This window comes from Amycolatopsis thermalba (genome assembly GCF_003385215.1).
Taxonomy (GTDB): domain Bacteria; phylum Actinomycetota; class Actinomycetes; order Mycobacteriales; family Pseudonocardiaceae; genus Amycolatopsis_E; species Amycolatopsis_E thermalba.
This window is the reverse complement of the sequence record NZ_PQHW01000006.1, coordinates 1-23,412: the sequence shown is the minus strand read 5'-3', so window position 1 is coordinate 23,412 and position 23,412 is coordinate 1. Positions and strand designations below refer to the sequence as shown.

Sequence of the window (23,412 nt, the reverse complement as noted above, 5' to 3'; positions counted from 1 at the left end):
GTGGTGAGGTTGCCTTCCGCCCTCTACTCAACGGACCGATGTCTCAGCACAATGACTCTTCCGACGCCCGCAACCCGTGGGTCGTCGACACGCGCGAGCTCGGCCGCCGCGCCGGCCTGAGCCGCACCGTCCAGCGCACGGCGCCCACCGGCGTCGAGTGGGGCGTGCCCGACGTGATCGTGGTGCCCAAGGGCACCGAGGTCGAGCTCGACCTGCTGCTCGAGTCGGTGGTCGAGGGCGTGCTGGTCAGCGGTTCCGCCGTCGCGCCGACGACGGGCGCCTGCTCGCGCTGCCTCGACCCGATCTCCGACGAGGTCGAGGTCGACCTGACCGAGCTGTTCGCCTACCCGGACTCGACCACGGACGAGACGACCGACGAGGACGAGGTCATGCGCCTGGTCGACGACCGGATCGACCTCGAACCGCTGGTCCGCGACGCCGTCGTGCTGGCCCTGCCGCAGGTCCCGCTGTGCCGCGAGGACTGCCCCGGGCTGTGCCCCGAATGCGGCGGGAAGTGGGCCGATCTCGAGCCCGGACACGGGCATGAGACGATAGACCCTCGGTGGGCCGCGCTGGTCGAGCGTTTCGACGACTCGTCCCCGGGCGGGCCCGGCCGGCAAGCCTGACGGGCATCAGCTCGTAAGCATTGAGTAAGCACGCTCGCGCCCGCGTGAGCGAACCGTGGATGAGGAGATTCAGTCGTGGCCGTCCCGAAGCGGAAGATGTCGCGCTCCAACACGCGCCACCGTCGTGCGCAGTGGAAGGCGACGCCCGTGCAGCTGGTGCCCTGCCAGAACCGGGCCTGCCGGCAGCCGAAGCCGCAGCACGTGGCCTGCCCGACCTGCGGCCAGTACGACGGTCGTCAGGTCGTCGAGCCCGCCTGAGGTCGCTGACCAGGATGGGGGGCAGGTCGAGATCGGGAGGGCCGGCCGCCGACCCGAAACCGTTGCTCGAAGCGCTCGGCGTCGAACTCGACGCCGAGCTGCTCACGTTGGCGCTCACCCACCGCTCGTACGCGTACGAGAACGGTGGGCTGCCGCCCAACGAGCGGCTCGAGTTCCTCGGTGACGCCGTGCTCGGTCTGGTCGTCACCGACCACCTGTACCGCACGCACCCCGAGCTGCCGGAGGGGCAGCTCGCGAAGCTGCGGGCCAGCGTGGTCAACATGCACGCCCTGGCCGGGGTGGCGCGCGGGCTGGGCCCCGGCGGGCTCGGCGCGCACCTGCTGCTGGGCAAGGGCGAGGAGCTGACCGGGGGCCGTGACAAGGCGAGCATCCTCGCCGACGGGCTCGAAGCCGTGATCGGTGCGGCGTACCTGGCGCACGGCATCGACGCGGCGCGCGATCTGGTGCACCGGCTGTTCGACGCGCTGCTGGCGGAGGCGCCGCTGCGCGGGGCCGGGCTGGACTGGAAGACGAGCCTGCAGGAGCTGACCGCCTCGGCCGGGCTGGGTGTGCCCGAGTACAAGGTGGAGGACACCGGTCCGGACCACCGCAAGGAGTTCAGTGCGACGGTGCTGGTCGCCGGTCGCGATCTGGGCAACGGCTCGGGCACCACGAAGAAGGAAGCCGAGCAGAAGGCCGCCGAGACCGCCTGGCGGGCTCTTTCCGAGGAGCTGAAGCCGGAGGGCTCGGAGTAGTTCCGCTGTCCCGGAAGCCGGGTCGCCGCCTCGCCGCGGCGGCCCGGTTTTCGTCGTTCCGGTGGATCCGGGCGTCACTGTCGGTCGTCGTGATGTGACCCGGTCGGACGCCGGGAATTGTCGGTGGTCGTGGTTAGGGTGGTGGAGTGCCGGAGCTTCCCGAAGTAGAAGTGGTGCGCCGCGGGCTGCAGGCCCACGTGGCGGGCCGCGCGATCGCGCGCGTCGAAGTGCTGCACCCGCGGGCGATCCGCCGTCACGAGCTGGGCCCGGACGACTTCACCGGCCGCCTGGCGGGGGCGCGCGTCGAGGCGGCGCGGCGCCGCGGCAAGTACCTGTGGCTGGAGCTGTCCGACAAGGAGGCGATCCTCGCGCACCTGGGCATGAGCGGCCAGATGCTCGTCCAGCCCGAGGGCGCCCCCGACGAGAAGCACCTGCGCGTCCGCATCCGCTTCGACGACGGCGGGCCCGAGTTGCGGTTCGTCGACCAGCGCACGTTCGGCGGACTCGCGCTCGCCGATCTGGTCACCTCGGACGGCACGCTGCTGCCGGCCCCGATCGCGCACATCGCCCGCGATCCGATGGACCCGGCGTTCGACCCGGCCCAGGCGGTCAAGGCGCTGCGCTCGCGCCGCACCGAGATCAAACGCGCCCTGCTCGACCAGACCCTGGTGTCCGGCGTCGGCAACATCTACGCCGACGAGTCGCTGTGGCGCGCCCGCCTGCACTGGGCCCGCCCCACCGAGAAGCTCACCCGCGCCCAGGGCGCGGCCGTGCTCGAAGCGGCCACCGAGGTGATGAACGAGGCCCTCCAGGCCGGGGGCACGTCCTTCGACGCCTTGTACGTCAACGTCAACGGCCAGTCCGGCTACTTCGACCGCTCGCTGAACGTCTACGGCCAGGGTGACCGCCCCTGCCGCCGCTGCGGCACGGCCATCCGCCGCGAGCCGTTCATGAACCGGTCGTCCTACTTCTGCCCGCGCTGCCAGCCCCGGCCGCGCCGCTCCCACTGACACGGAAGGCAGGGCACGTGGCCCAGGAAGAACTCGTGGTGCTGCTCGACGAGCGCTTCGACCCCATCGGCACCGCGCCCAAGCGCACGGTGCACGACGCGCACACCCCGCTGCACCTGGCGTTCTCGTGCTACGTCTTCGACCGCGCCGGTCGCGTGCTGCTGACCCGGCGTGCGATCGGCAAGAAGACGTGGCCGGGCGTGTGGACCAACTCGTTCTGCGGCCACCCCGGCCCGGGCGAGGACATGGCGGAGGCCATCGGACGGCGCGCGAAGCAGGAGCTGGGCCTGGAGGTCACCGGCCTGCGGAAGGTGCTGCCGGACTTCCGCTACACCGCGACCGACGCCGGTGGCGTGGTGGAGAACGAGTTCTGCCCGGTGTGGGTCGCCGAGGCCGCGGCCGACCCGCTGCCCGAGCCGGACGAGGTGTGCGAGTGGCGGTGGTCGGCGTGGACCGACCTCGTGGAGAGCATGAGCCGCACGCCGTTCGTGTTCAGCCCGTGGTCGCAGCTGCAGGTTCCGCGCCTGGCGGAAGCCCTTTCCGCGGGGGCGCGGCGGTAGCCGTGTGACCGCATCAGGACACCGCCTTTGACGGCCACCGCCCGTCCGCGGTTACCTCGGGAGGTGCGGATCGGACGGGCGCGGTGGTGGACGCTGGGCGGTGCTGCGGTCGCGTCGATCGCGGTGGTCGTGCTGCTCCTGGTGTTCGTGTTCGACGACGATCCCGGGGACGCCGCGGACGACATCGCCACGGCGCTCACCGGCGAGGACCGCGCCGCCTACCGGGACCTGACCTGCGCCGGCCTGCCGCCCGTCGACGAGGTCGACCTGCCCGGCCAGGGACGGGTTTCGGCGTTCACCATCGGCGACATCTCCGTCTACGAGGTGCGCCAGAACGCCGAAGACTTCGCCGTCGCCGTGTTCGTGGCCGACAGGACGTCCAGCTTCGTCGTCGGCCAGCTCACCGAGGACGACGGCTGGTGCCTGCTCGACCTGTTCGCCTGTCCCGCCGCGGCGCAGCCGGCCACGAGCGGCTTCCGGACCGACTGGGCGCAGCTGAGGAGGGAAACCGTGTGCGGGTACGTCCTGTCGGACTCCCGCAACTGAGAAAGCCCCGAGCCGGACCGGCTCGGGGCTCTTCCTCAGGTGACTCAGTTGAACACGTGCGCCCGCGCGGTGAGGTTCGCCAGCAGCTCGCGGCCCTTCTCGGCGTTGCGGGGCTGGCTCAGCACGTCGTAGCGGCGTGCGACCAGCTGCGTCTGCGACACGAAGTCCCGGCGGCCGCGGGTGGCGCCGTAGCTGATGGCCGCGAACACCATGCTGAACGCGACACCGGCGACGAGACCGAACAGGATCGGCAGCAACCCGGCGCCCGGGGTGAACATCGTCAGCAACAGGCCGACGAAGACACCGAACCAGGCACCCGACATGGCCGCGCCACCGAGTACCCGCCCCCAGCTGAGCTTGCCGGCGACGCGCTCGACCAGCATCGGCTCGACTCCGACGATCGTGACGTCCGCCACGGGGAAGTCGTTGTCGGCGAGGTGGTCGACCGCCCGCTGGGCCTCTTCGTAGGACTCGTAGGACCCGATCGGCCAGCCGGTGGGCAGGGTCGGGAGCTGCGGGTTCGTCCGGGCGTTGGTGAACGCGGTCTGCGTGAATGCTTGGGTCATCTTTCCTCACCTCTCCTGACCAGTCCAACGCTCACGCATACCCACTTGTGCCCGATGTCCGAACCTCACAGGCATTTTTCAGGTGGCGGCCTGCGGGGCGGTGCGGGTAGCGGCCCCTCCCGCCAGCCCGCCACCGCCCCTGGTGGACGCGCTTCGCGCGACAGTGCCATCAACCACGTCGGCGCTGTCCTCGCGAGAGGCCGCCCGCCCGTCGCCCGCCACCGCCCTCAACGGACGCGCTCCGCGCGGCAGATCCGACTCGAAACCCGCGGCGGTGCAAGCTGCTCATGCGGTGCTTCGAAGCACCGATCAGACTCGCAGCTCCGGCCGGTAGATGTCGAACCAGTGGTGCAGGTCCAGCAGCCGGTCCAGACCGTGGCGCGTCAGCGAGTCCATCGCGGCCGGGTCCTGGCCCACCGCCTCGGTGACCCATTCGCGGGAGGCCAGCTCGAACACCGGGTCGCCGGGTGAGGCGAGCACCTCCTTCGCCTGCTGCTGCAACGCCGCGGCGTACCCGGGGTCCTGCGTGGACGGGTACGGGCTCTTCACCCGGTCCACAACGGACCGCGGCAGCACGTGCTTGGTCGCGTGCCGCAGCAGGCTCTTCTCCCGGCCGTCGAACGTCTTCAGCGACCACGGCGTGTTGTAGACGTACTCGACGAGCCGGTGGTCGCAGAACGGCACCCGCACCTCCAACCCGACCGCCATCGACGCGCGGTCCTTGCGGTCCAGCAGCGCCCGCACCATCCGGGTCAGGTGCAGGTGGCACACCTCGCGCATCCGGCGCTCCTCCGCGGACACCCCGTCCAGGTGCTCGACCCGCGCCAGCGCGGTGCGGTACTGGTCCGCGATGTAGCCGTCCAGGTCCAGCGTCCGGGACACGTCGCCGCGCAGCAGGTTGCCGCCGTCCTGGACGCCGGTGCGGAACGCCAGCCACGGGAAGGTGTCGGCGTTGCGGGCGGTCTCGTCGTGGAACCACCGGTACCCCCCGAACACCTCGTCGGCCGACTCGCCGGACAGCGCCACCGTCGACTCCGCGCGGATCGCCTTGAACAGCAGGTACAGCGAGGTGTCCATGTCGCCCATGCCGGCCGGGATGTCCCGCGCGGTCAGCACCGCCCGCCGCACCGCCGGGTCGGTCAGCGCGGCCGGGTCGAGCACGACGTCCTGGTGCGCCGACCCGACCAGCTTCGCCACGTCCCGGATGAACGGCGAGTCCGGGGTGTCGCGCATCTCGTCGGGCTTGAAGTTCTCCTCCTGGCCCACGAAGTCCACCGAGAACGTGCGCAGCTGCTCGCCCTCTTCCCGCAGCCGCGCGGCCGCCAGACCGGTGATCGCGCTGGAGTCCAGGCCGCCCGACAGCAGCACGCAGCGCGGCACGTCGGCGACCAGCTGCCGGTGCACGATGTCGGTCATCAGCTCGCGCACCCGCGCGACGGTCGTCTCCTGGTCGTCGGTGTGCTCGCGCGCCTCCAGCTTCCAGTAGGTGCGGGTGTGCACGCCGTCCCGGTCCACCCGGACGATCGTGCCCGGCTCCACTTCGGACATGCCGTGCCACAGCGACCAGCCCGGCTGCTTGGTGAAGGAGAACAGCTCCCGCAGCCCGTCCGCGTCCACGATCCGCTCGGCCGCGGGGTTGGCCAGGATCGCCTTCGGCTCGGAGCCGAACAGCACGCCGTCCCGCGTCGGGTAGTAGTAGAACGGCTTGATGCCCATCCGGTCGCGGATCATGACGAGCTTCTCGTCACGCGCGTCCCAGATCGCGAAGGCGTACATGCCGTTGAGGTGGTCGGCGACGGACTCGCCCCACTCCAGGTAGCCGCGCAGCACGACCTCGGTGTCGCTGTCGGTGCGGAAGGCGTGGCCCTTGCCCGCCAGTTCGCGGCGCAGCTCGGTGAAGTTGTAGGCCTCACCGCTGTAGACCATGGCGACCTCGCCGGACGGCGTGGTCACCGACATCGGCTGCCGCCCGCCGGGCAGGTCGATGATCGCCAGCCGCCGGTGGCCGAGGGCGGCGTGCCGGGCGATCCAGGTCCCGGAGTCGTCGGGACCACGGCAGGCCATGGTCCCGGTCATGGCGTCGAGCACTTCGCGCCGCTGGGTGAGGTCGGTCTCGAAGGAGACCCAGCCGGTGATGCCGCACATGCGTACTACCCTCCCGATGCTTAGCAAGTACAACTATGCGTAACACCGTGGTAACACAACTCACCGGTAACTGTCTGCCCGATCTGACCGCTGTGACCGGATGGATTTCACGGAGTGTGGCCGGTCGCACACGCACCTCAAGAACACGTAAACGCCGTCCGATGCCGCGTCAAGGCGCCGTCAGACCGCGCGGGGAACGGGACATCCCGAGCGCAGGCTGTCACCGGAGCGGTCACCGATCGGGTGACCCGTGCTGGAAGGTGTGAAGTGGCGGATCTGCTGTACGCCGTGCTGCTGATCGCGGTATTCGCGGTGCTGGCGCTGACGTTGCGCGGACTGGAGAAGCTGTGAGCGGCGCCGGGGTGGTCGCCAACGTCGCCGGTGGGGTGCTGGCGCTGGGCCTGATCGTCTACCTGTTCATCGCACTCATCAAGCCGGAGAGGTTCTGATGTCGGACCTCGCCTCCGGTCTGGTCACGGCCGGCATCCTCGTCGCCGCGCTGGCCCTGGTGCACAAGCCGCTGGGCGACTACATGGCGCGCGTGTTCACCAGCGAGCGGCACCTGAAGCTGGAGCGCGGCCTGTACCGCGCGTTCCGGGTGGACCCGTCCTCCGAGCAGCGCTGGCCCACCTACGCGCTGGGCGTGCTCGGCTTCTCGCTGGTGTCCATCGTCTTCCTGTACCTGCTGCAGCGCCTGCAGTCGCTGCTGCCGCTGAGCCTCGGCCGCGGCCCGGTCGACCCGGGCGTCGCGTTCAACACCGCGGTCAGCTTCGTGACCAACACGAACTGGCAGTCCTACGTCCCCGAGACGACCATGGGCCACCTCGTCCAGATGGCCGGGCTGACGGTGCAGAACTTCCTGTCCGCGGCCGTGGGCCTGTCCGTCGCGATGGCGCTGGTCCGCGGGTTCACGCGGTCGAGGACCGACCGGCTCGGCAACTTCTGGGTCGACCTGACCCGCGGCACCGTGCGGATCCTGCTGCCGATGGCGGTGCTGTTCGCGATCGTGCTCGTCGCGCTCGGCGTCACGCAGAGCCTGCGGGCGGGGGTCACGGTCACCGGACTGGACGGCACGCGGAGCACGATCTCCCTGGCCCCCACGGCGAGCCAGGAGGTCGTCAAGGAACTGGGCACCAACGGCGGCGGCATCTTCAACGCCAACTCCGCGCACCCGTTCGAGAACCCGAACGCCTGGACCAACCTGATCGAGATCTTCCTGATCCTGGTGATCCCGGTGTCGCTGACCCGGACGTTCGGCAGGCTCGCCGGCAACCCGAAGCAGGGGTACGTCCTGCTGTCGGTGATGGGTCTGCTGTGGACGTTCGTGCTCGCCGTGACCTGGTGGGCCGAGGCGCACCCGAACGGGCCCGCCGCGCTGCTGGCCGGGGCGAACCTGGAGGGCAAGGAACAGCGGTTCGGCATCGGCGCGTCGTCGCTGTTCGCCACCAGCACCACCGGCACCTCGACCGGCGCGGTGAACTCGATGCACGACAGCTACAGCGGTCTCGGCGGTGGGATGACGTTGCTGCACATGCTGTTCAGCGAGGTCTCGCCCGGCGGGGTCGGCACCGGTCTGTACGGCATCCTGGTGATGGCGATCATCGCGATGTTCCTGGCCGGCCTGATGGTCGGGCGCACGCCGGAGTACCTGGGCAAGAAGCTCGGCAGGCGCGAGGTCACCGCGGCCGCGATCGCGATGCTGGCGATGCCCACGGTCGTGCTGCTCGGCGCCGGTGCGGCCCTGCTCATGCCGGGCACCGCGGGCGCGCTGGGCAACAGCGGCGCGCACGGGCTGTCCGAGGTGCTCTACGCCTACACCTCGACCGGCAACAACAACGGCAGCGCCTTCGGCGGCATCACCGTGACCAACGACTGGTTCCAGTCGTCGCTGTCGGTGGCGATGCTCATCGGGCGGTTCGTGCCGATCATCGCGGTCCTGTGCCTGGCCGGTTCGCTGGCCGCGCAGAAGAAGGTGCCGGAGACCGCGGGCACCCTGCCGACGACCGGGCCGCTGTTCGGCTCCGTGCTCGCCGGAACCATCCTTCTCGTCGCGGCGCTGACCTTCGTCCCCGCGCTCGCGCTCGGTCCCATCGCGGAGGCCATGGCATGACTGTCACGCAGGACAAACCCGTCGAAACCCAGGCGGCGCACCCGAACCGCGTCGGCGCGGGGGTGTTCGACGCCCGCCAGCTGCTGACCTCGCTGCCGGACGCGCTGCGCAAGCTCGACCCGCGCCACCAGGTCCGCAACCCGGTCATGTTCGTGGTGTGGGTGGGTTCGGTCCTCACCACGGTCTTCGCGATCACCGGCCCGAGCGTGTTCACGATCCTGATCGCGGTGTGGCTGTGGTTCACGGTCGTGTTCGCGAACCTGGCCGAGGCCGTCGCCGAGGGCCGGGGCAAGGCGCAGGCGGAGTCGTTGCGCCGCACCAAGAAGGAGACCGTCGCCCGGCGGATCACCCCGGACGGCGAGGTGCGCGTGCCGGGTGCCGAGCTGCGGGTGGGTGACCTGGTGGTCGTCGAGGCCGGGGAGACCATCCCGGGCGACGGCGACGTGGTCGAGGGCATCGCGACGGTCGACGAGTCGGCCATCACCGGCGAGTCCGCGCCGGTGATCCGCGAGTCCGGCGGCGACCGCTCGGCCGTCACCGGCGGCACGACCGTGCTCAGCGACCGGATCGTCGTGCGCATCACCACCAAGCCCGGCGAGTCCTTCGTGGACCGCATGATCGCGCTGGTCGAAGGCGCCTCGCGGCAGAAGACGCCGAACGAGGTCGCCCTGACGATCCTGCTGTCCACGCTGACGATCATCTTCCTGCTCGCCGTCGTCGCGCTGCAGCCGATGGCCGCCTACTCCGGCAGCGAGCAGTCGGTGATCGTGCTGACCGCGCTGCTGGTGTGCCTGATCCCGACGACGATCGGGGCGCTGCTGTCGGCGATCGGCATCGCCGGGATGGACCGGCTGGTGCAGCGCAACGTGCTCGCCACGTCCGGCCGCACGGTCGAGGCCGCCGGGGACGTGTCGACGCTGCTGCTGGACAAGACCGGCACCATCACCTTCGGCAACCGGCGCGCGACCGAGCTGATCCCGGTCGGCGGGACGACCCCGGAGCGGCTGGCCGAGGCCGCGCGGCTGTCCAGCCTGGCCGACGGCACGCCGGAGGGCCGCAGCGTCGTCGAGCTGACCGAGGGCACGACGGTTCCCGAGGGCGGTGAGTTCGTCCCGTTCACCGCGCAGACCCGGATGAGCGGCGTCGACCTGCCCGGCCGCCAGGTCCGCAAGGGCGCGGCCGGCGCGGTCCGCGAGTGGGTGCGCGAGCACGGCGGGACCTTCCCGGACGAGACCGAGCGGATCGTGGACGAGATCAGCGAGCAGGGCGGCACCCCGCTGGTGGTCGCCGAGCTGACCGGGGGCAACGCGGTCGTGCGCGGCGTGATCCGGCTGTCCGACGTGGTCAAGCCGGGCATGCGGGAGCGCTTCGCCGAGCTGCGCCGGATGGGCATCAAGACGGTGATGATCACCGGGGACAACCCGCGCACCGCACGGGCCATCGCCGAGGACGCCGGGGTCGACGACTACCTCGCCGAGGCCAAGCCCGAGGACAAGATGGCCCTGATCCACAAGGAGCAGGAGGGTGGCCGGCTGGTCGCGATGACCGGCGACGGCACGAACGACGCCCCGGCGCTGGCCGCCTCGGACGTCGGGGTCGCGATGAACACCGGCACGTCGGCCGCGAAGGAGGCCGGCAACATGGTCGACCTCGACTCCGATCCGACGAAGCTGATCGAGATCGTGGAGATCGGCAAGCAGCTGCTGATCACCCGCGGCGCGCTGACCACGTTCAGCATCGCCAACGACCTCGCGAAGTACTTCGCGATCCTGCCCGCCATGTTCGTGGCGATCTTCCCGCAGCTGGCCGCGCTGAACATCCTGCACCTGGCGACCCCGCGGTCGGCGATCCTGTCCGCGGTGATCTTCAACGCGCTGGTCATCGTGGCGCTGATCCCGCTCGCGCTGCGGGGTGTGCGGTACCAGCCGTCGAGCGCGTCGGCGCTGCTGCGGCGCAACCTGTTGATCTACGGGGTCGGCGGCATCGTGACGCCGTTCCTCGGCATCTGGCTCGTGGACCTGGTGGTCCGCGTCATCCCTGGAATCGGGTAGTGATGATCAGAACTCTGGTGAAGCAGACCGGCGCCGGCCTGCGGGTGCTGCTGGTGTTCACGGTGCTGCTGGGGGTGGTCTACCCGCTCGGCGTGTGGGCGGTGTCCCGGATCCCGGGGCTGCACGACCACGCCGAGGGGTCGCTGGTGACGGTGAACGGGCAGGTCGTGGGCTCGTCGCTGATCGGGATCGACCCGGTCCCCGCCGACCCGGCGCGCGACCCGTACTTCCACACCCGGCCCTCGGCGACCGGCGACCCGTCGGTGTCCGGCGGTTCGAACAAGGGCGGGTTCAACCCCGACCTGGTCGCCGCCGTCGAGGAGCGCAAGGCGGCGGTCGCGCAACGCGAGGGCGTGTCGCCGGACGCGGTGCCGGCCGACGCGGTGACGGCCTCGGCGTCCGGCCTGGACCCGACGATCAGCGTCGCCTACGCCGAGCTGCAGGTGCCGCGGGTGGCGCGCAACACCGGGCTCACCGAGGAGCGCGTGCGGCAGCTGGTGGAGGCGAACACGACCGGTCACGGCATCGGCGTCCCGGGGGTGAACGTGTTGCGGCTCAACCTCGCGATCGGCCGGGCAGGAGCACACTGAACAGGTGGAACCGGAGAAGGAGCCGCCGCGCCGGGGAGAGCTGCGCATCTACCTCGGCGCGGCGCCCGGCGTGGGCAAGACCTACGCCATGCTCGGCGAGGCGCGGCGCCGCCTCGACCGCGGCACCGACGTGGTCGCCGGCCTGGTCGAGACCCACGGCCGGGCCAAGACCGCGGCCCTGCTGGAGGGCATCGAAACCGTGCCGCGGCGGCGGATGACCTACCGCGGGCGCGATTTCGACGAGCTGGACGTGGACGCGGTGCTCGCCCGCGCTCCCGAGGTGGCCATTGTGGACGAGCTGGCGCACACCAACGTGCCCGGCTCGCGCAACGAGAAGCGCTGGCAGGACATCGAGGAGCTGCTCGACGCCGGGATCGACGTGCTGTCCACGGTCAACGTGCAGCACCTGGAGAGCCTGAGCGACGTCGTCGAGCGCATCACCGGTGTGGCGCAGCAGGAGACCGTGCCCGACGACGTCGTGCGCCGGGCCGAGCAGGTGGAGCTGGTCGACATCACGCCCCAGGCGCTGCGGCGGCGGCTCGCGCACGGCAACGTCTACCCGGCCGAGCGGATCGACGCGGCGCTGGGCAACTACTTCCGCACCGGCAACCTCACCGCCCTGCGCGAGCTGGCGCTGCTGTGGGTGGCCGACCAGGTGGACGTGGCGTTGCAGCGCTACCGCGCCGAGCAGCGGATCACCGACACGTGGGAGACGCGGGAGCGGGTGGTCGTCGCGATCACCGGCGGCCCGGAGAGCGAGACGCTGATCCGGCGAGGCAGCCGCATCGCCACCCGGGCCGGGGCTGAGCTGCTGGTGCTGCACGTCCTGCGCGGCGACGGGCTGTCCCCGCTCGGGCACGTCGAAACCGGCCGGTACCGCAAGCTCACCGACCAGCTCGGCGGCACGTTCCACACGGTCGTCGGCGACGACGTGCCGACCGCGCTGCTGGACTTCGCCCGCGGCGTCAACGCGACCCAGCTCGTGCTCGGCACCTCGCGCCGGTCGCGGATCGCGCGGCTGTTCGACGAGGGCATCGGCGCGACGGTGGTGCAGCGGTCCGGGCAGATCGACGTGCACATGGTGACCCACGACGAGGCGGGCGGGCGGCTGCGGTCGTGGCTGGGCCGGCGCAGCCCGCTCGCGCCGTCGCGGCTGCTGATCGGCTGGGTGCTGGCGTTCCTCGCGCCCGCACTGGCCACGCTGACCGGGGTGCTGCTGCGGCACGAGCTGGACTTCTCCACCGACGTGGTGGACTACTTCCTCGCCACGGTGGTGGTCGCGCTGGTCGGCGGGCTCGGTCCGGCGCTGGTGGCGGCGTTGCTGTCGGCCGGGCTGCTGAACTTCTTCTTCACCGAACCGCTCTACACGCTGACCGTGCACGCGCAGAGCAACGTGATCACGCTGATCGCGATGGTCCTGGTCGGGGTGCTGGTCGCGCTGGTCGTGGACCGGGCGGCGCGGCGGGCGACTCAGGCGGCGCAGGCGCGCACGGAGGCGGCGTTGCTGGCTTCCTACGCACGGACGGTCCTGACGAGCGCCGAGCCGTTGCCGCGGTTGCTGGAGAAGGTGCGCGAGAACTTCGGCATGGAATGCGTGGTGCTGCTGGAGAAGCGCGGCGGCAAGTGGCAGGCGGTCGAGCACGCCGGGGTCAACCCGTGCGGCAAGCCGGACGAGGCCGATGTGGACATCCCGGTCACCGCCGACGTGCACCTGACCCTGCGGGGCAGGGCGTTGCCCGCGGCGGACCGGCGGGCGCTGGAGGCGGCGGCCGGGCAGGCGCTGCTGGCGTTGCGGCAGCAGCGGCTGGCGGCGGCGCAGGCCGAAGCCGAGCGCCAGGCCGAGGCGACGCAGCTGCGCACGGCGCTGCTGTCCGCGCTGGGGCACGACCTGCGCACGCCGCTGACCTCGATCAAGGCCGCGATCGGCAGCCTGCGGGCGCAGGACATCGACCTCTCGCCGGAGGACACCGAGGAGCTGCTGGAGGCGGCGGAGGAATCCACCGACCGGCTCGCGCGCCTGGTGAACAACCTGCTCGACTCGTCGCGGCTGGCGGCCGGGGCCGTGCGCACGCACCTGCGGCCGGTCGGCTACGACGAGGTGGTGGCGCACGCGCTGTCGAATGTGGACGGTTCGGAGTCGGTGGCGGTCGAGGTGGACGAGCGGCTGCCCGCGGTGATGGCCGACCCCGGGCTGCTGGAGCGGGTGATCGCGAACGTGCTGGACAACGCGTTGCGGCACGGCGGGGCGCCGGTGGCGGTGCGGGGGTCGGCGTACGCGGAGTGGGTGGAGCTGCGGATCGTGGACCACGGGCGCGGGTTGAAGAAGGGTGCGGCGGAGGCGGCGTTCGCGCCGTTCCAAAGGCTGGGGGACCGGGACGCGACGCCCGGGGTCGGGCTCGGGTTGTCCGTCGCGAAAGGATTCACCGAGGCCATGGGCGGCACGATCCGGGCGGAGGACACGCCCGGTGGCGGGCTCACGGTGGTGGTGGCGCTCAAGGCGTGCCAGGCTCCGGACGTGGTGCCGGTGGTGCTGAAGGAGGTGGCTTCGTGACCGAGCAGACCGGCACGGTCCTGGTGGTCGACGACGAGCCGCAGATCGTGCGCGCCCTGCGGATCAACCTGGCCGCGCGCGGGTACAAGGTGGTGACCGCGCACGACGGGGCGGCGGCGTTGCGGGCGGTGGCCGAGACGAAACCCGACGTCGTGGTGCTGGACCTGGGGTTGCCGGACATCGACGGCACCGACGTGATCACCGGGCTGCGCGGGTGGACCACGGTGCCGATCATCGTGCTGTCCGCCCGCGGTGAGTCGCCCGACAAGGTCAAGGCGCTCGACCTCGGCGCGGACGACTACGTGACGAAGCCGTTCGGGATGGACGAGCTGCTGGCCAGGCTGCGCGCGGCCCTGCGGCGCTCGGCGGTGCCGTCGGCCGAGGGCGATGCGGTGATCGAGACGGAGTCGTTCACGCTGGACCTGCTGGCGAAGAAGGTGCACCGGGACGGGGCCGAGGTGCACCTGACGAAGACCGAGTGGGGGGTGCTGGAGCTGCTGGTGCGCAACCGGGGCCGGCTGGTGGCGCAGAAACAGCTGCTGCGCGAGGTGTGGGGCCCCGGCTACGAGAACGAGTCGCACTACCTGCGGGTGTACCTGGCGCAGCTGCGCCGGAAACTGGAGAAGGAGCCGTCCCGGCCGCGGCACCTGATCACCGAGCCGGGAATGGGTTACCGCTTCGAGGCCTGATCGTTTCGCGGCGACGCCGGGTGTCAACATTCGGCGACTCGCGGCCAGGGACGAAATCCGGGCGGCACCCGATGTCCGGGGCGGCCGGGAGCGGCAGCCTCGGGAGCATGCTCAAGGGATGGCGGCACGCGGCCGTCTGGCTGCACATCATCACGTCCGTCGGCTGGATGGCCGAGGCGCTCACGTTGTTCGCGCTCATGCTGATCGGCTCGGGCGGCGACCCCGGCCGCCGGGCGAGCGCGATGTCCATGGCCCACGCGATCGACCTGCACCTGCTCGCGCCGCTGGCGAACGCGTCGGCGTTCACCGGGTTCCTGCTCGCGGCGGCCACGCCGTGGGGGTTCTTCCGGCACTGGTGGGTGTTCGGCAAGTTCACCATCACCGTGGTGCAGTTCCACGTCGCGATCCTCGTGCTGTCCCCGGCGCTGGCCGACGCGGAACGGGCCGCGCTGGCGGGGGAGCCTCCACCCGGGGCACTCGTCGCGGGCACGGTGCTCATGGCGAGCGCGATCGCGTTCCAGGCCTGGCTTTCCGTGGCGAAACCGTGGAAGCGCACGCCGTGGGCCGGCGCCGCGAAGCCACCGACCGGGCCGCTGTGGGTGTTCGTGGCCGCGGTGTGCGCGCCGGTCGCCGACGCCGGGATCGGCCTGGTGCTGGGCTTTCCGTTGCCGCTGCTGTCGCTGGTCGCGCTGGTGACGCGACTGCTCACCCGGCGGCGGTCAGGTGGTCGGGTTCGAGCTGTCGCTGCCGCTTGACGTCGAGCTGTCGTCGGGGGAGCTGCTCGTCGGCGCGGTGCTGCTGGTCGGCGTGGTCGGATCCGTGGTCGGCGAAGTCGTGTCGGGCGTGCTGGTCGGCGTGCTGCTCGACGACGGTTTCGGCGTCCGCGTCGCGGGGGTGTCGTTGCGCGGGGGAGTGGTCGTGGTGCCCGGGGGCAGCGTGGTGCCGGGCGGGATGACCGTGCCGGGCGGCAGCGGGGTGCCCGGCGGCAGCACGATCGGCGCCTCGTCCGAGCCCTCGGCCGGAAGCAGCGTCACGACCTGCGTCCCGTCCGGGTTGGTCGTCACCACGGCCGTGCGGGTGCCCGCGGGGATCGCCACGCCGTCGACGGTCACCGGTGTCTGGCCGGGAGCCGGGTAGCCGGGGACGAGCTGCGCTCCCGGGGTCGAGTTGGTGCCGCCCGGCACCGCGACCTTCGGTGAGTCGCCCGGCGCGATGATCGAGGCGAGCCCCCCGAACGCGGTGGCGAGCACGACACCGCTGACCGCGAGCAGTACGTAGCCGCTGCGCTGGCTGCGGGTGGCGGAGTCGCGCGGCGGGGACACCTCGGTCCGACGACCCATGTGGGCCATTTGTCGCTCCTTGACTGGCGGGGAAACCGGCTTGAGCACACCCGGGCGAGTGAGCCCGAATGGTGGCGCCTGCCGGGGAGATTAGCACTAAGAGTGAATGTCGATCTGGCCAGGAGCACCGGCGTGATCACCCTCCGCAGTCGGAAAGGTTCCGGCAGGATGGGGGACGTGACGGGTGAAAAGGACGCCGTCCGGCTCACGGCGTGGGTCAGCGGACGGGTGCAGGGAGTGGGTTTCCGCTGGTGGACCCGGTGCCGGGCGCTGGAACTCGGCCTGGTGGGCAGCGCGCGCAACCTCGACGACGGCCGTGTTCGGGTGTTGGCGGAGGGTAGTGAGGGCCACTGTCAGCAGCTACTGGACCTGCTTCGCTCACCATCGTCACCCGGTCGTGTGGATCAAGTGGTCGAGCACTGGTCCCCGGCGCAGGGCGGGCTTACGGGCTTCGTCGAGGAGTGACACCTGGGACGATCGAGACGCCTGAGGCTCGCGGGGACAACACGCCCACGGTCATGACCGGGACGTTCACCCGCCCCGGATAGACTTCCCGGATCACTCAGGCGTTGAAGGGTCCCGCCACGTGCATCTCAAGAGCTTGACGCTGAAGGGCTTCAAGTCCTTCGCCTCGGCTACCACCCTGCGGTTCGAACCGGGCATCACCTGTGTCGTCGGCCCGAACGGGTCGGGGAAGTCGAACGTGCTCGACGCGCTGCGCTGGGTGATGGGCACGCAGGGTGCGAAGGACCTGCGCGGCGGCAAGATGGAGGACGTCATCTTCGCCGGCACCTCCGGCCACGCGCCGCTGGGCCGCGCCGAGGTCACGCTGACCATCGACAACGCCGACGGCGCCTTGCCGATCGAGTACAGCGAGGTCTCGATCACGCGCCGGATGTTCCGCGACGGCGCCAGCGAGTACGAGATCAACGGCAGCTCGTGCCGCCTGCTGGACATCCAGGAGCTGCTGTCGGACTCCGGCATCGGCCGCGAGATGCACGTCATCGTCGGCCAGGGCCAGCTGGCGCAGATCCTGGAGTCGAAGCCGGAGGAGCGCCGCGCCTTCATCGAGGAGGCCGCGGGTGTGCTCAAGCACCGCAAGCGCAAGGAAAAGGCGCTGCGCAAGCTCACCGCGATGCAGGCGAACCTGGACCGCCTCAACGACCTCACCGCGGAGCTGCGCCGCCAGCTCAAGCCGCTGGGCAAGCAGGCCGAGATCGCCCGCAAGGCGCAGTCCGTGCAGGCCGAGCTGCGGGACGCGCGCCTGCGCCTGCTGGCCGACGACCTGGTCACGCAGCGCGCCGCGATCGCGCGTGAGGAGGCGGACGAGAACGCCGCCCGCGCCCGCCGCGCCGAGGTGGAGCAGGCTCTCGAACTCGCCGGCGCCGAGGAGGCCCAGCTGGAGGCGATGGTCGCGGAGGACGCGCCGCGCCTCAACGCCGCGCAGGACACCTGGTTCAAGCTGTCCGCGCTGGGCGAGCGGCTGCGCGGCACCGTGCGGCTGGCCGTGGAGCGGCAGCGGCACCTGTCCGCCGACGTCGACACCGCGACCGGCGGCCGGGATCCGGAGGAGCTGCTGGCCGAGGCCGAGCAGGTCGCCGAGCGCGAGGCCGAGCTGAACGAGGCGGTCATGATCGCCCGCGAGACGCTCGCCGAGGCCGTGCTGCGCCGCGAGGAGCTGGAGCACGAGGTCCAGGCCGCGGAGAAGGCGCACATGGCCGCGGTGCGGGCGATCGCCGACCGGCGCGAGGGCCTGGCGAAGCTCACCGGTCAGGTCGAGGCGCTGCGCAGCAAGAACAGCGCGACCTCCGACGAGATCGACCGCCTCACCGCCGCCATCGACGAGGCCGCCGCGCGTGCCGAGCTGGCCGTCGAGGAGCTGGAGGAGGCCAGGGCCGAGGGCGGGGTCGAGGAGTCCGACGACGCCGGCCTGCAGGCCCGGCACGACCGCGCGGTCCAGGCCAACCAGGCCGCGAAGGCGCGCGTCGAGGAGCTGGTCAAGGCCGAGCGGCAGGCCGAGCGCGAGATCGCGTCGGAGAAGGCGCGGGTGGACGCGCTGTCGATGGGCCTGCGGCGCAAGGACGGCGCCGGTGAGCTGCTCGGCGCGGGAGACCGGCTGCCCGGGCTGCTCGGGTCGGTCGCCGCGCTGCTGTCGGTCGAGGCCGGCTACGAGGTCGCGCTCGCCGCGGCGCTCGGCCCGGTCGCCGACGCGGTCGCGGTGCAGGGCGGCGACGAGGCCATCGCCGCGCTGAAGTTCCTGAAGGACAACGACTCCGGCCGCGCCGGGGTGCTGCTCGGCGGCGCTCCGTACACAGTGGACACTTCGGCCTGGCCGTCGCTGCCGGACGGCGCGCGCTGGGCCCGGGACGTGGTCACCGCGCCGGAGCCGTTGCGGCCCGCGGTGGAGCGCGCGCTCGACCGGATCGCGGTGGTGGACACGCTGGAGGCGGCGCGGCAGCTGGTCGCGGCGCACCCCGAGGTCAGCGCGGTGACGGCCGAGGGTGACGTGTTCGGCTCGCACTGGGCCGTCGGTGGCTCGGGCCGCAGCGAGAGCGTCATCGAGGTGCAGGCCGCGGTCGACGAGGCGCGGGACCGGCTGATGGCCGCGGAGCGCCGGCTGGAGCAGACGGCCGCCGAGCTGGAGGGCGCCCGCGCCGAGCAGCAGGCCCGGCGCGAGGAAGTGGCCCAGGCCAAGGAAGCGCTGTCCGAGGCGAAGGTCCGCAAGGCCCGGTCGTCGGAGCGGCTGAACCGGATGCAGCAGGCCGCGCGGTCGGCCGAGGCCGAGGTGACGCGGTTGCGCGACCAGCGCGCGAAGGTCGAGGCCAGCCGCGAGCAGGCGCTGGCCAGCCTGGCGGAGCTGGAGGAGCGGCTGGCCGCGGTCGCCGAGCAGCCGGTGGACGAGGACCCGGACACCAGCGCCCGCGACGAGGCCGCGGAACGGCTGGCGGCGGTGCGTCAGGAGGAGGTCGAGTCGCGGCTGGCGCTGCGGACCTCCGAGGAGCGGGCACGCAGCATCGCGGGCCGGGCCGATTCGCTGCGGCGTGCCGCCCACGCGGAGCGCGCGGCGCGGGAGCGGGCGGAGAAGGCGCGGGCGGCGCGTGCCCGTGGCGCGGCGATCGCGGCGGCCGTGGTCGACGCGGGTGAGGTGGCGCTGGAGCGGATCGAGCTGTCGGTGCAGCGGGCCGCCGCCGAGCGCGACGAGGCACAGGCGGTGCGCCAGCAGCGTGAGGCGGCGCTGGCGCAGGTGCGCAACCGGGTGCGCGAGCTGACCCACGAGCTGGAGAAGCTGACCGACGCGGTGCACCGGGACGAGGTGTTGCGCGCCGAGCAGCGGCTGCGGCTGGAGCAGCTGGAGACGAAGATCGCCGAGGATTTCGGGATCGGCCTGGAGGACCTGGTCGCCGAGTACGGCCCGGACGTGCCGGTGCCGCCGAGCGCGCAGGAGATGGCCGAGTACGAGGAGGCCAAGGCGAACGGCGAGCAGGTCAGCGCCCCGCCGGCCATCCCGTACGACCGGAGCACGCAGGAGCGGCGGGCCAAGCGCGCCGAGCGGGACCTCGCGACGCTGGGCAAGGTCAACCCGCTGGCGCTGGAGGAGTTCGCCGCGCTGGAGGAGCGGTACAAGTTCCTGTCCACCCAGCTGGAGGACCTGAAGGCGACGCGCAAGGACCTGCTGACGGTCATCAAGGAGGTGGACGACAAGATCCTCGAGGTCTTCACGTCCGCCTACTACGACGTCGCCCGCGAGTTCGAGACGGTGTTCTCGGTGCTCTTCCCCGGCGGTGAGGGCCGGATGGTGCTGACCGAGCCGGACGACATGCTCGCGACCGGGGTGGACGTGGAGGCGCGCCCGCCGGGCAAGAAGGTGAAGCGCCTGTCGCTGCTGTCCGGTGGGGAGAAGTCGCTGGTCGCGGTGGCGATGCTGGTCGCGATCTTCCGCGCGCGCCCGTCGCCGTTCTACGTGATGGACGAGGTCGAGGCCGCGCTGGACGACACCAACATGCGAAGGCTCATCGGCCTGCTGGAGCAGCTGCGGGAGTCCAGCCAGCTGATCATCATCACGCACCAGAAGCCGACGATGGAGATCGCGGACGCACTCTACGGAGTAAGCATGCAGGGCGACGGCATCACGAAGGTGATCAGCCAACGCCTACGCCAGGAGGCGTAGAAGCGGCAGCCCTGCGAACCGCCGCCCGGCAACGCAAGCAGATCGGCACTCGGCTGACCGCGCGGCAGCCCTGCGAACCGCAAGCCGGCAACGCAAGCCGACCGACCACGCCCCAGACCTCCCCCGCCCCCGATCCACAGCCGATCTTTGGTCGCCGACCAGGCGTGTCAAGGTACTCTTTCCCGCCTTGACACGCCTGCTCGGCGACCGAAACACAATTCAGGAGCGGGGGCGGGGGAGGTCCACCCAAGGTGACCGTTCGGCGCCGTAGGCGCCTTTGACCCTGCGCGAAGCGCAGGAAAAGATCAAAAGATGTCCTCGCCGGACGGGCAGGCGACGGGATGACCACCCAGCTCCGGTGGTCTGGTCCCGCTTCCCTCGAAAGTGTCCGTTTCAGACACTCCTGCCCGGTAATAACCCTCAGTGTTCGATCAGTAACCACCCATGTGGCGCTAGACACACCGGCGCCACCACCCGCTAAGTTCAGAAATCGATTACTCGCGCGCCAGCGCGGGGCGGTCCGTCCAGGCTGGGGGTCCTCACTGTGCCCAAAAGTTCCTTTGTCGCGCCCAAAAACCGCTCCGTGCTCGTCGTGCTCGGGATGGTTCTCGCGCTCGTCGTGGGTGTGCCTGCCGGTGCCGCGCCGGCTCCCGGCGCGAGCGACAAGGGACCCGTGGGCTGGGACGTCTACCGATCGATCGACGGCCTCGCCCGCATGCGGCCCGGTGAGCAGGTCAAACAGTTCTCCAGCTTCGACCGCACCGGCAACAACGACGACGGCTTCGTCGGCACCTACTCGTGCCTGCGCCAGGAACCGAACGGCGACTGCCTGCTCGCCGACGCGCGCGGGGCGGGTGAGATCTCCTCGATCTGGTTCACCTACCAGTCGACCTCCGTCGCCGCGATCGGGCGGATCACGATCGAGCTGGACGGGCGGGTCGTGCTGCAGGGGTCGTTGCAGGACATCGTCAACGGCTCGAAGGGCGCGCCGTTCGTGTGGCCGCTGGTGGGCAACTCGGCCGACACCATGGGCGGCGCGGTGATCAAGGTGCCCATGCCGTACACGACCTCGATGCGGATCACCACCGAGAACAACCCGCACTTCTACCACGTCACCTACCGCCAGTTCGCCGACGCGGCGGGCGTGCGCACCTTCAACCCGGGCGACCGGGCCACCGACGTGATCCAGCGCCTGCGCGGCTTCGGCGTGCGCGACCCGAAACCGGCCGCGCCCGGGGCGCGTGCCCAGGCGGCCGCGGTCGACGTCCCGGCCGGATCGGCCGTCGCGATCCCGCTCCAGTCCGGCACGCGGCGGATCACGCAGCTCAACCTCCGGTTGCCGCAGGTCATCGCGGCCCCGGGACTGGCCGACGACGGTCGCGCCTACGGTGCCGGAGGCAGCTCGTTCACCGCGGCCGTCGCGCCGGACAACGACGGTGTGCGGATCACCCGCCGCATCGACGCGGGCATCGGCGAGCAACGCGCGGACCTGCTGGTCGGCGGCCGTTCCGTCGGTCAGCTCTACAGCGGCCCGGCCCGCGCCGGCGGCGGCTGGATGGACCAGGTCGTCGACGTGCCGGCCGACCTGACCCGCAACCGCTCCCAGCTGCAGGTCGCGACCAGGTTCGTCTCCTCCAGCGAGGACGTCAACGAGTTCCGCTACGAGGTGCACAGCTTGGTCGGCGGCCGGTGGGTGCGCACCGACGTGCTCGACCTCGGCCACAACCACCCCAACGAGGAAGCGGTGCACGGGTACCGGGTGGACGGTCAGCGGTGGTCCGGCCTGCGGCGTTTCCGCTACCCGGCGGACCCCGGGCAGGCCACGGCCTCCGAGGCCGTGCTGGAGGGCCTGCGGCTGCGGCTGACCTTCGACGGCCAGACCACGGTCGACGCCCCGGTCGGCGAGTTCTTCGGTTCCGGCCTCGGCAAGTACGCGTCGCGGACGCTGCTGCACTCCATCGACACCACGGACAACGGCGCGTTCACCGCGTGGTGGCCGATGCCGTACGCCCGCAGCGCGGTGGCCGAACTGGTCAACACCTCGGGTGTGCCGGTCACCGGGGGCAGCCTGGAGGTGGTCTCCGCGCCGGATCCGGGCGTGGCGGCCGGGTTGCGGGACGGCACGATCGGCTACTTCCACGCCACCCAGCACCGCGGCGAGACGGTGTCCGGTCAGGACTGGAACTTCCTGACCGCGCGCGGACGCGGCGTGTTCTACGGGGTCACGTCCACCATGCGGGGCAGCATCCCGCCGGGGCAGAACCAGCTGAACTACCTCGAGGGTGACGAGCGGATGTACCCGAACGGCTCGGCCAGCCCGGCGATCCACGGCACCGGGTCCGAGGACTTCTACGAGTCCGGCTGGTACTTCCAGGACGGCCGCGACGGCTACGTCGAGGGCGTGCCGTACGCGATGCCGCAGGCCGGTTTGGTGAGCCGCGAGGACGCGGGCGACGGCTGCCGGTACGTGTGCCTCAACGCCTACCGGCTGATGATCGGCGACGGCGTCCCGTTCGGCAACGGCATCGAGTTCGACATCGAGCACGGCGACCGGTCGTCGATGCCGGCCGACTACAGCTCGACCGCCTACTGGTACGGGCTGGCCACGCCGTCGATGAGCCAGAGCGACGTGGTGGAGGTCGGCGACGACGCGAGCCGGTCCCAGCACGGGTATTCGGCGCCCGGCGAGACGCGCGAGTCGCTGACGTCGACGTTCGAGGGCAAGCGGGACCGCACCCCGGTCACCGGGACCACGACGTCGACCACCCAGCCGGTGACGTTCACGGCGCGGGTGGACCAGTCGAACGGCGGATTGCGGTTGCACCGCGTGTCCGACCAGGCGCAGGCGTTCCAGCACGCGCGGGTGTTCGTGAACGACCGGCTGGTCGGCGAGTGGTACCAGCCGCTGGGCAACACGCATTCGCGGTGGCTGGAGGACAGCTTCGACATCCCGGCGTCGGCGACGGCGGGCCAGAGCGCGGTGCGGGTGCGGCTGGAGCCGGTCGCGGGCGCCCCGGCCTGGTCGGCGTCGCGCTACACGGTCTTCTCGCAGGGCGCGCCACCCCAGCCGGCGCAGGACTAGCGCGGGTCCGGCGGGCGCGGCGCAGGGTTTCGTCGAACCAGGCGAATCCGCGCAGCGAGCAGCGTGGGGACAGGCCGCACGCCGCTAGTGTCCTGAGTCGTTAATTCGAGTTCAGCTGTAGGGTGCGGCATGCCGAATCCGAAGCTGCCTGAGTTGGCCTTGTCCGTTGATGAGGCACAGACGTTGCGGAACTGGGTGCAGCGGCGGAAGACGGCTCAGGCGTTGGCGTTGCGGTCGCGGATCGTGCTGCGGTGCGCCGAGGGCGGCTCGAACAGCGAGATCGCCGCGGAGTTGGGCGTCGGGCGCGCGATGGTCGCGAAATGGCGTTCCCGGTTCGTGGCCCAACGACTGGACGGCCTGGTCGA

General features: G+C 71.5%; 20 protein-coding genes. 17 read left to right on the top strand and 3 right to left on the bottom strand.

What is annotated here, in order from left to right; genetic code table 11:
* Positions 1 to 38: 38 nt before the first annotated feature.
* From D0D15_RS04220 to D0D15_RS04195, 6 genes are all read left to right on the top strand, one after another.
* Positions 39 to 626 (top strand): YceD family protein, encoded by a 588-nt coding sequence (locus D0D15_RS04220; protein WP_094007349.1) that lies wholly within the window; start codon positions 39 to 41, stop codon positions 624 to 626.
* A 75-nt stretch (positions 627 to 701) separates the two neighbouring features.
* Positions 702 to 884 (top strand): 50S ribosomal protein L32, encoded by a 183-nt coding sequence (gene rpmF, locus D0D15_RS04215; protein WP_017987516.1) that lies wholly within the window; start codon positions 702 to 704, stop codon positions 882 to 884.
* Positions 885 to 898: 14 nt separating this feature from the next.
* On the top strand, positions 899 to 1,639 hold the full coding sequence (gene rnc / locus D0D15_RS04210) for a ribonuclease III (RefSeq protein WP_094007348.1): 741 nt from the start codon (positions 899 to 901) through the stop codon (positions 1,637 to 1,639).
* A 146-nt stretch (positions 1,640 to 1,785) separates the two neighbouring features.
* A complete protein-coding gene (gene mutM, locus D0D15_RS04205) occupies positions 1,786 to 2,649 on the top strand; it encodes a bifunctional DNA-formamidopyrimidine glycosylase/DNA-(apurinic or apyrimidinic site) lyase (protein ID WP_094007347.1) in 864 nt (287 codons plus the stop codon).
* Positions 2,650 to 2,666: 17 nt separating this feature from the next.
* Positions 2,667 to 3,209 (top strand): isopentenyl-diphosphate Delta-isomerase, encoded by a 543-nt coding sequence (idi, locus tag D0D15_RS04200; protein WP_094007346.1) that lies wholly within the window; start codon positions 2,667 to 2,669, stop codon positions 3,207 to 3,209.
* A gap of 63 nt (positions 3,210 to 3,272) precedes the next feature.
* Entirely contained in the window at positions 3,273 to 3,755 is a 483-nt protein-coding gene (locus D0D15_RS04195) for a hypothetical protein (protein WP_094007345.1), read from the top strand.
* A gap of 44 nt (positions 3,756 to 3,799) precedes the next feature.
* Here the strand turns inward: D0D15_RS04195 and D0D15_RS04190 are convergent, their stop codons facing one another.
* Positions 3,800 to 4,321, bottom strand: a complete 522-nt coding sequence (locus D0D15_RS04190) for a YflT domain-containing protein (RefSeq protein ID WP_094007344.1) — start codon at positions 4,319 to 4,321, stop codon at positions 3,800 to 3,802.
* Between the two features lie 309 nt (positions 4,322 to 4,630).
* On the bottom strand, positions 4,631 to 6,466 hold the full coding sequence (asnB, locus tag D0D15_RS04185; RefSeq protein WP_094007343.1) for an asparagine synthase (glutamine-hydrolyzing): 1,836 nt from the start codon (positions 6,464 to 6,466) through the stop codon (positions 4,631 to 4,633).
* A gap of 347 nt (positions 6,467 to 6,813) precedes the next feature.
* Between asnB and kdpF the strand changes: the two genes are divergently transcribed.
* From kdpF to D0D15_RS04150, 7 genes are all read left to right on the top strand, one after another.
* Entirely contained in the window at positions 6,814 to 6,915 is a 102-nt protein-coding gene (kdpF, locus tag D0D15_RS04180) for a K(+)-transporting ATPase subunit F (protein WP_094007342.1), read from the top strand.
* Positions 6,915 to 8,576, top strand: coding sequence for a potassium-transporting ATPase subunit KdpA (gene kdpA, locus D0D15_RS04175; RefSeq protein WP_094007341.1), 1,662 nt, complete (start codon positions 6,915 to 6,917; stop codon positions 8,574 to 8,576). The genes kdpF and kdpA overlap by 1 nt, the downstream gene beginning before the upstream one ends.
* Positions 8,573 to 10,627 (top strand): potassium-transporting ATPase subunit KdpB, encoded by a 2,055-nt coding sequence (gene kdpB / locus D0D15_RS04170; RefSeq protein ID WP_115944251.1) that lies wholly within the window; start codon positions 8,573 to 8,575, stop codon positions 10,625 to 10,627. Before kdpA ends, kdpB begins: the two co-directional genes overlap by 4 nt.
* Before the next feature lie 2 nt (positions 10,628 to 10,629).
* Positions 10,630 to 11,217, top strand: a complete 588-nt coding sequence (locus D0D15_RS04165) for a potassium-transporting ATPase subunit C (RefSeq protein ID WP_094007382.1) — start codon at positions 10,630 to 10,632, stop codon at positions 11,215 to 11,217.
* A gap of 4 nt (positions 11,218 to 11,221) precedes the next feature.
* Positions 11,222 to 13,768: a sensor histidine kinase gene (locus D0D15_RS04160; protein WP_094007339.1), complete on the top strand. Its 2,547-nt coding sequence runs from the start codon at positions 11,222 to 11,224 to the stop codon at positions 13,766 to 13,768.
* Entirely contained in the window at positions 13,765 to 14,457 is a 693-nt protein-coding gene (locus D0D15_RS04155) for a response regulator (RefSeq protein ID WP_094007338.1), read from the top strand. Before D0D15_RS04160 ends, D0D15_RS04155 begins: the two co-directional genes overlap by 4 nt.
* Before the next feature lie 107 nt (positions 14,458 to 14,564).
* Positions 14,565 to 15,212, top strand: a complete 648-nt coding sequence (locus tag D0D15_RS04150; RefSeq protein ID WP_094007381.1) for a hypothetical protein — start codon at positions 14,565 to 14,567, stop codon at positions 15,210 to 15,212.
* On the opposite strand, the gene D0D15_RS37545 is transcribed toward D0D15_RS04150, so the two are convergent.
* Positions 15,177 to 15,806 (bottom strand): hypothetical protein, encoded by a 630-nt coding sequence (locus D0D15_RS37545; RefSeq protein ID WP_094007337.1) that lies wholly within the window; start codon positions 15,804 to 15,806, stop codon positions 15,177 to 15,179. The genes D0D15_RS04150 and D0D15_RS37545 overlap by 36 nt on opposite strands.
* 159 nt (positions 15,807 to 15,965) lie before the next feature.
* On the opposite strand from D0D15_RS37545, the gene D0D15_RS04140 reads away from it, so the two are divergent.
* The 4 genes from D0D15_RS04140 to D0D15_RS04125 all read left to right on the top strand — a co-directional run.
* Positions 15,966 to 16,262, top strand: coding sequence for an acylphosphatase (locus tag D0D15_RS04140; protein WP_167481454.1), 297 nt, complete (start codon positions 15,966 to 15,968; stop codon positions 16,260 to 16,262).
* 121 nt (positions 16,263 to 16,383) lie between these two features.
* Positions 16,384 to 19,965, top strand: a complete 3,582-nt coding sequence (gene smc, locus D0D15_RS04135) for a chromosome segregation protein SMC (protein ID WP_115944250.1) — start codon at positions 16,384 to 16,386, stop codon at positions 19,963 to 19,965.
* A gap of 583 nt (positions 19,966 to 20,548) precedes the next feature.
* Entirely contained in the window at positions 20,549 to 23,047 is a 2,499-nt protein-coding gene (locus D0D15_RS04130) for a glycoside hydrolase family 172 protein (protein ID WP_094007334.1), read from the top strand.
* Between the two features lie 129 nt (positions 23,048 to 23,176).
* Positions 23,177 to 23,412: helix-turn-helix domain-containing protein (locus D0D15_RS04125; RefSeq protein WP_205414049.1), on the top strand; the 236-nt coding region annotated here is incomplete at its 3' end.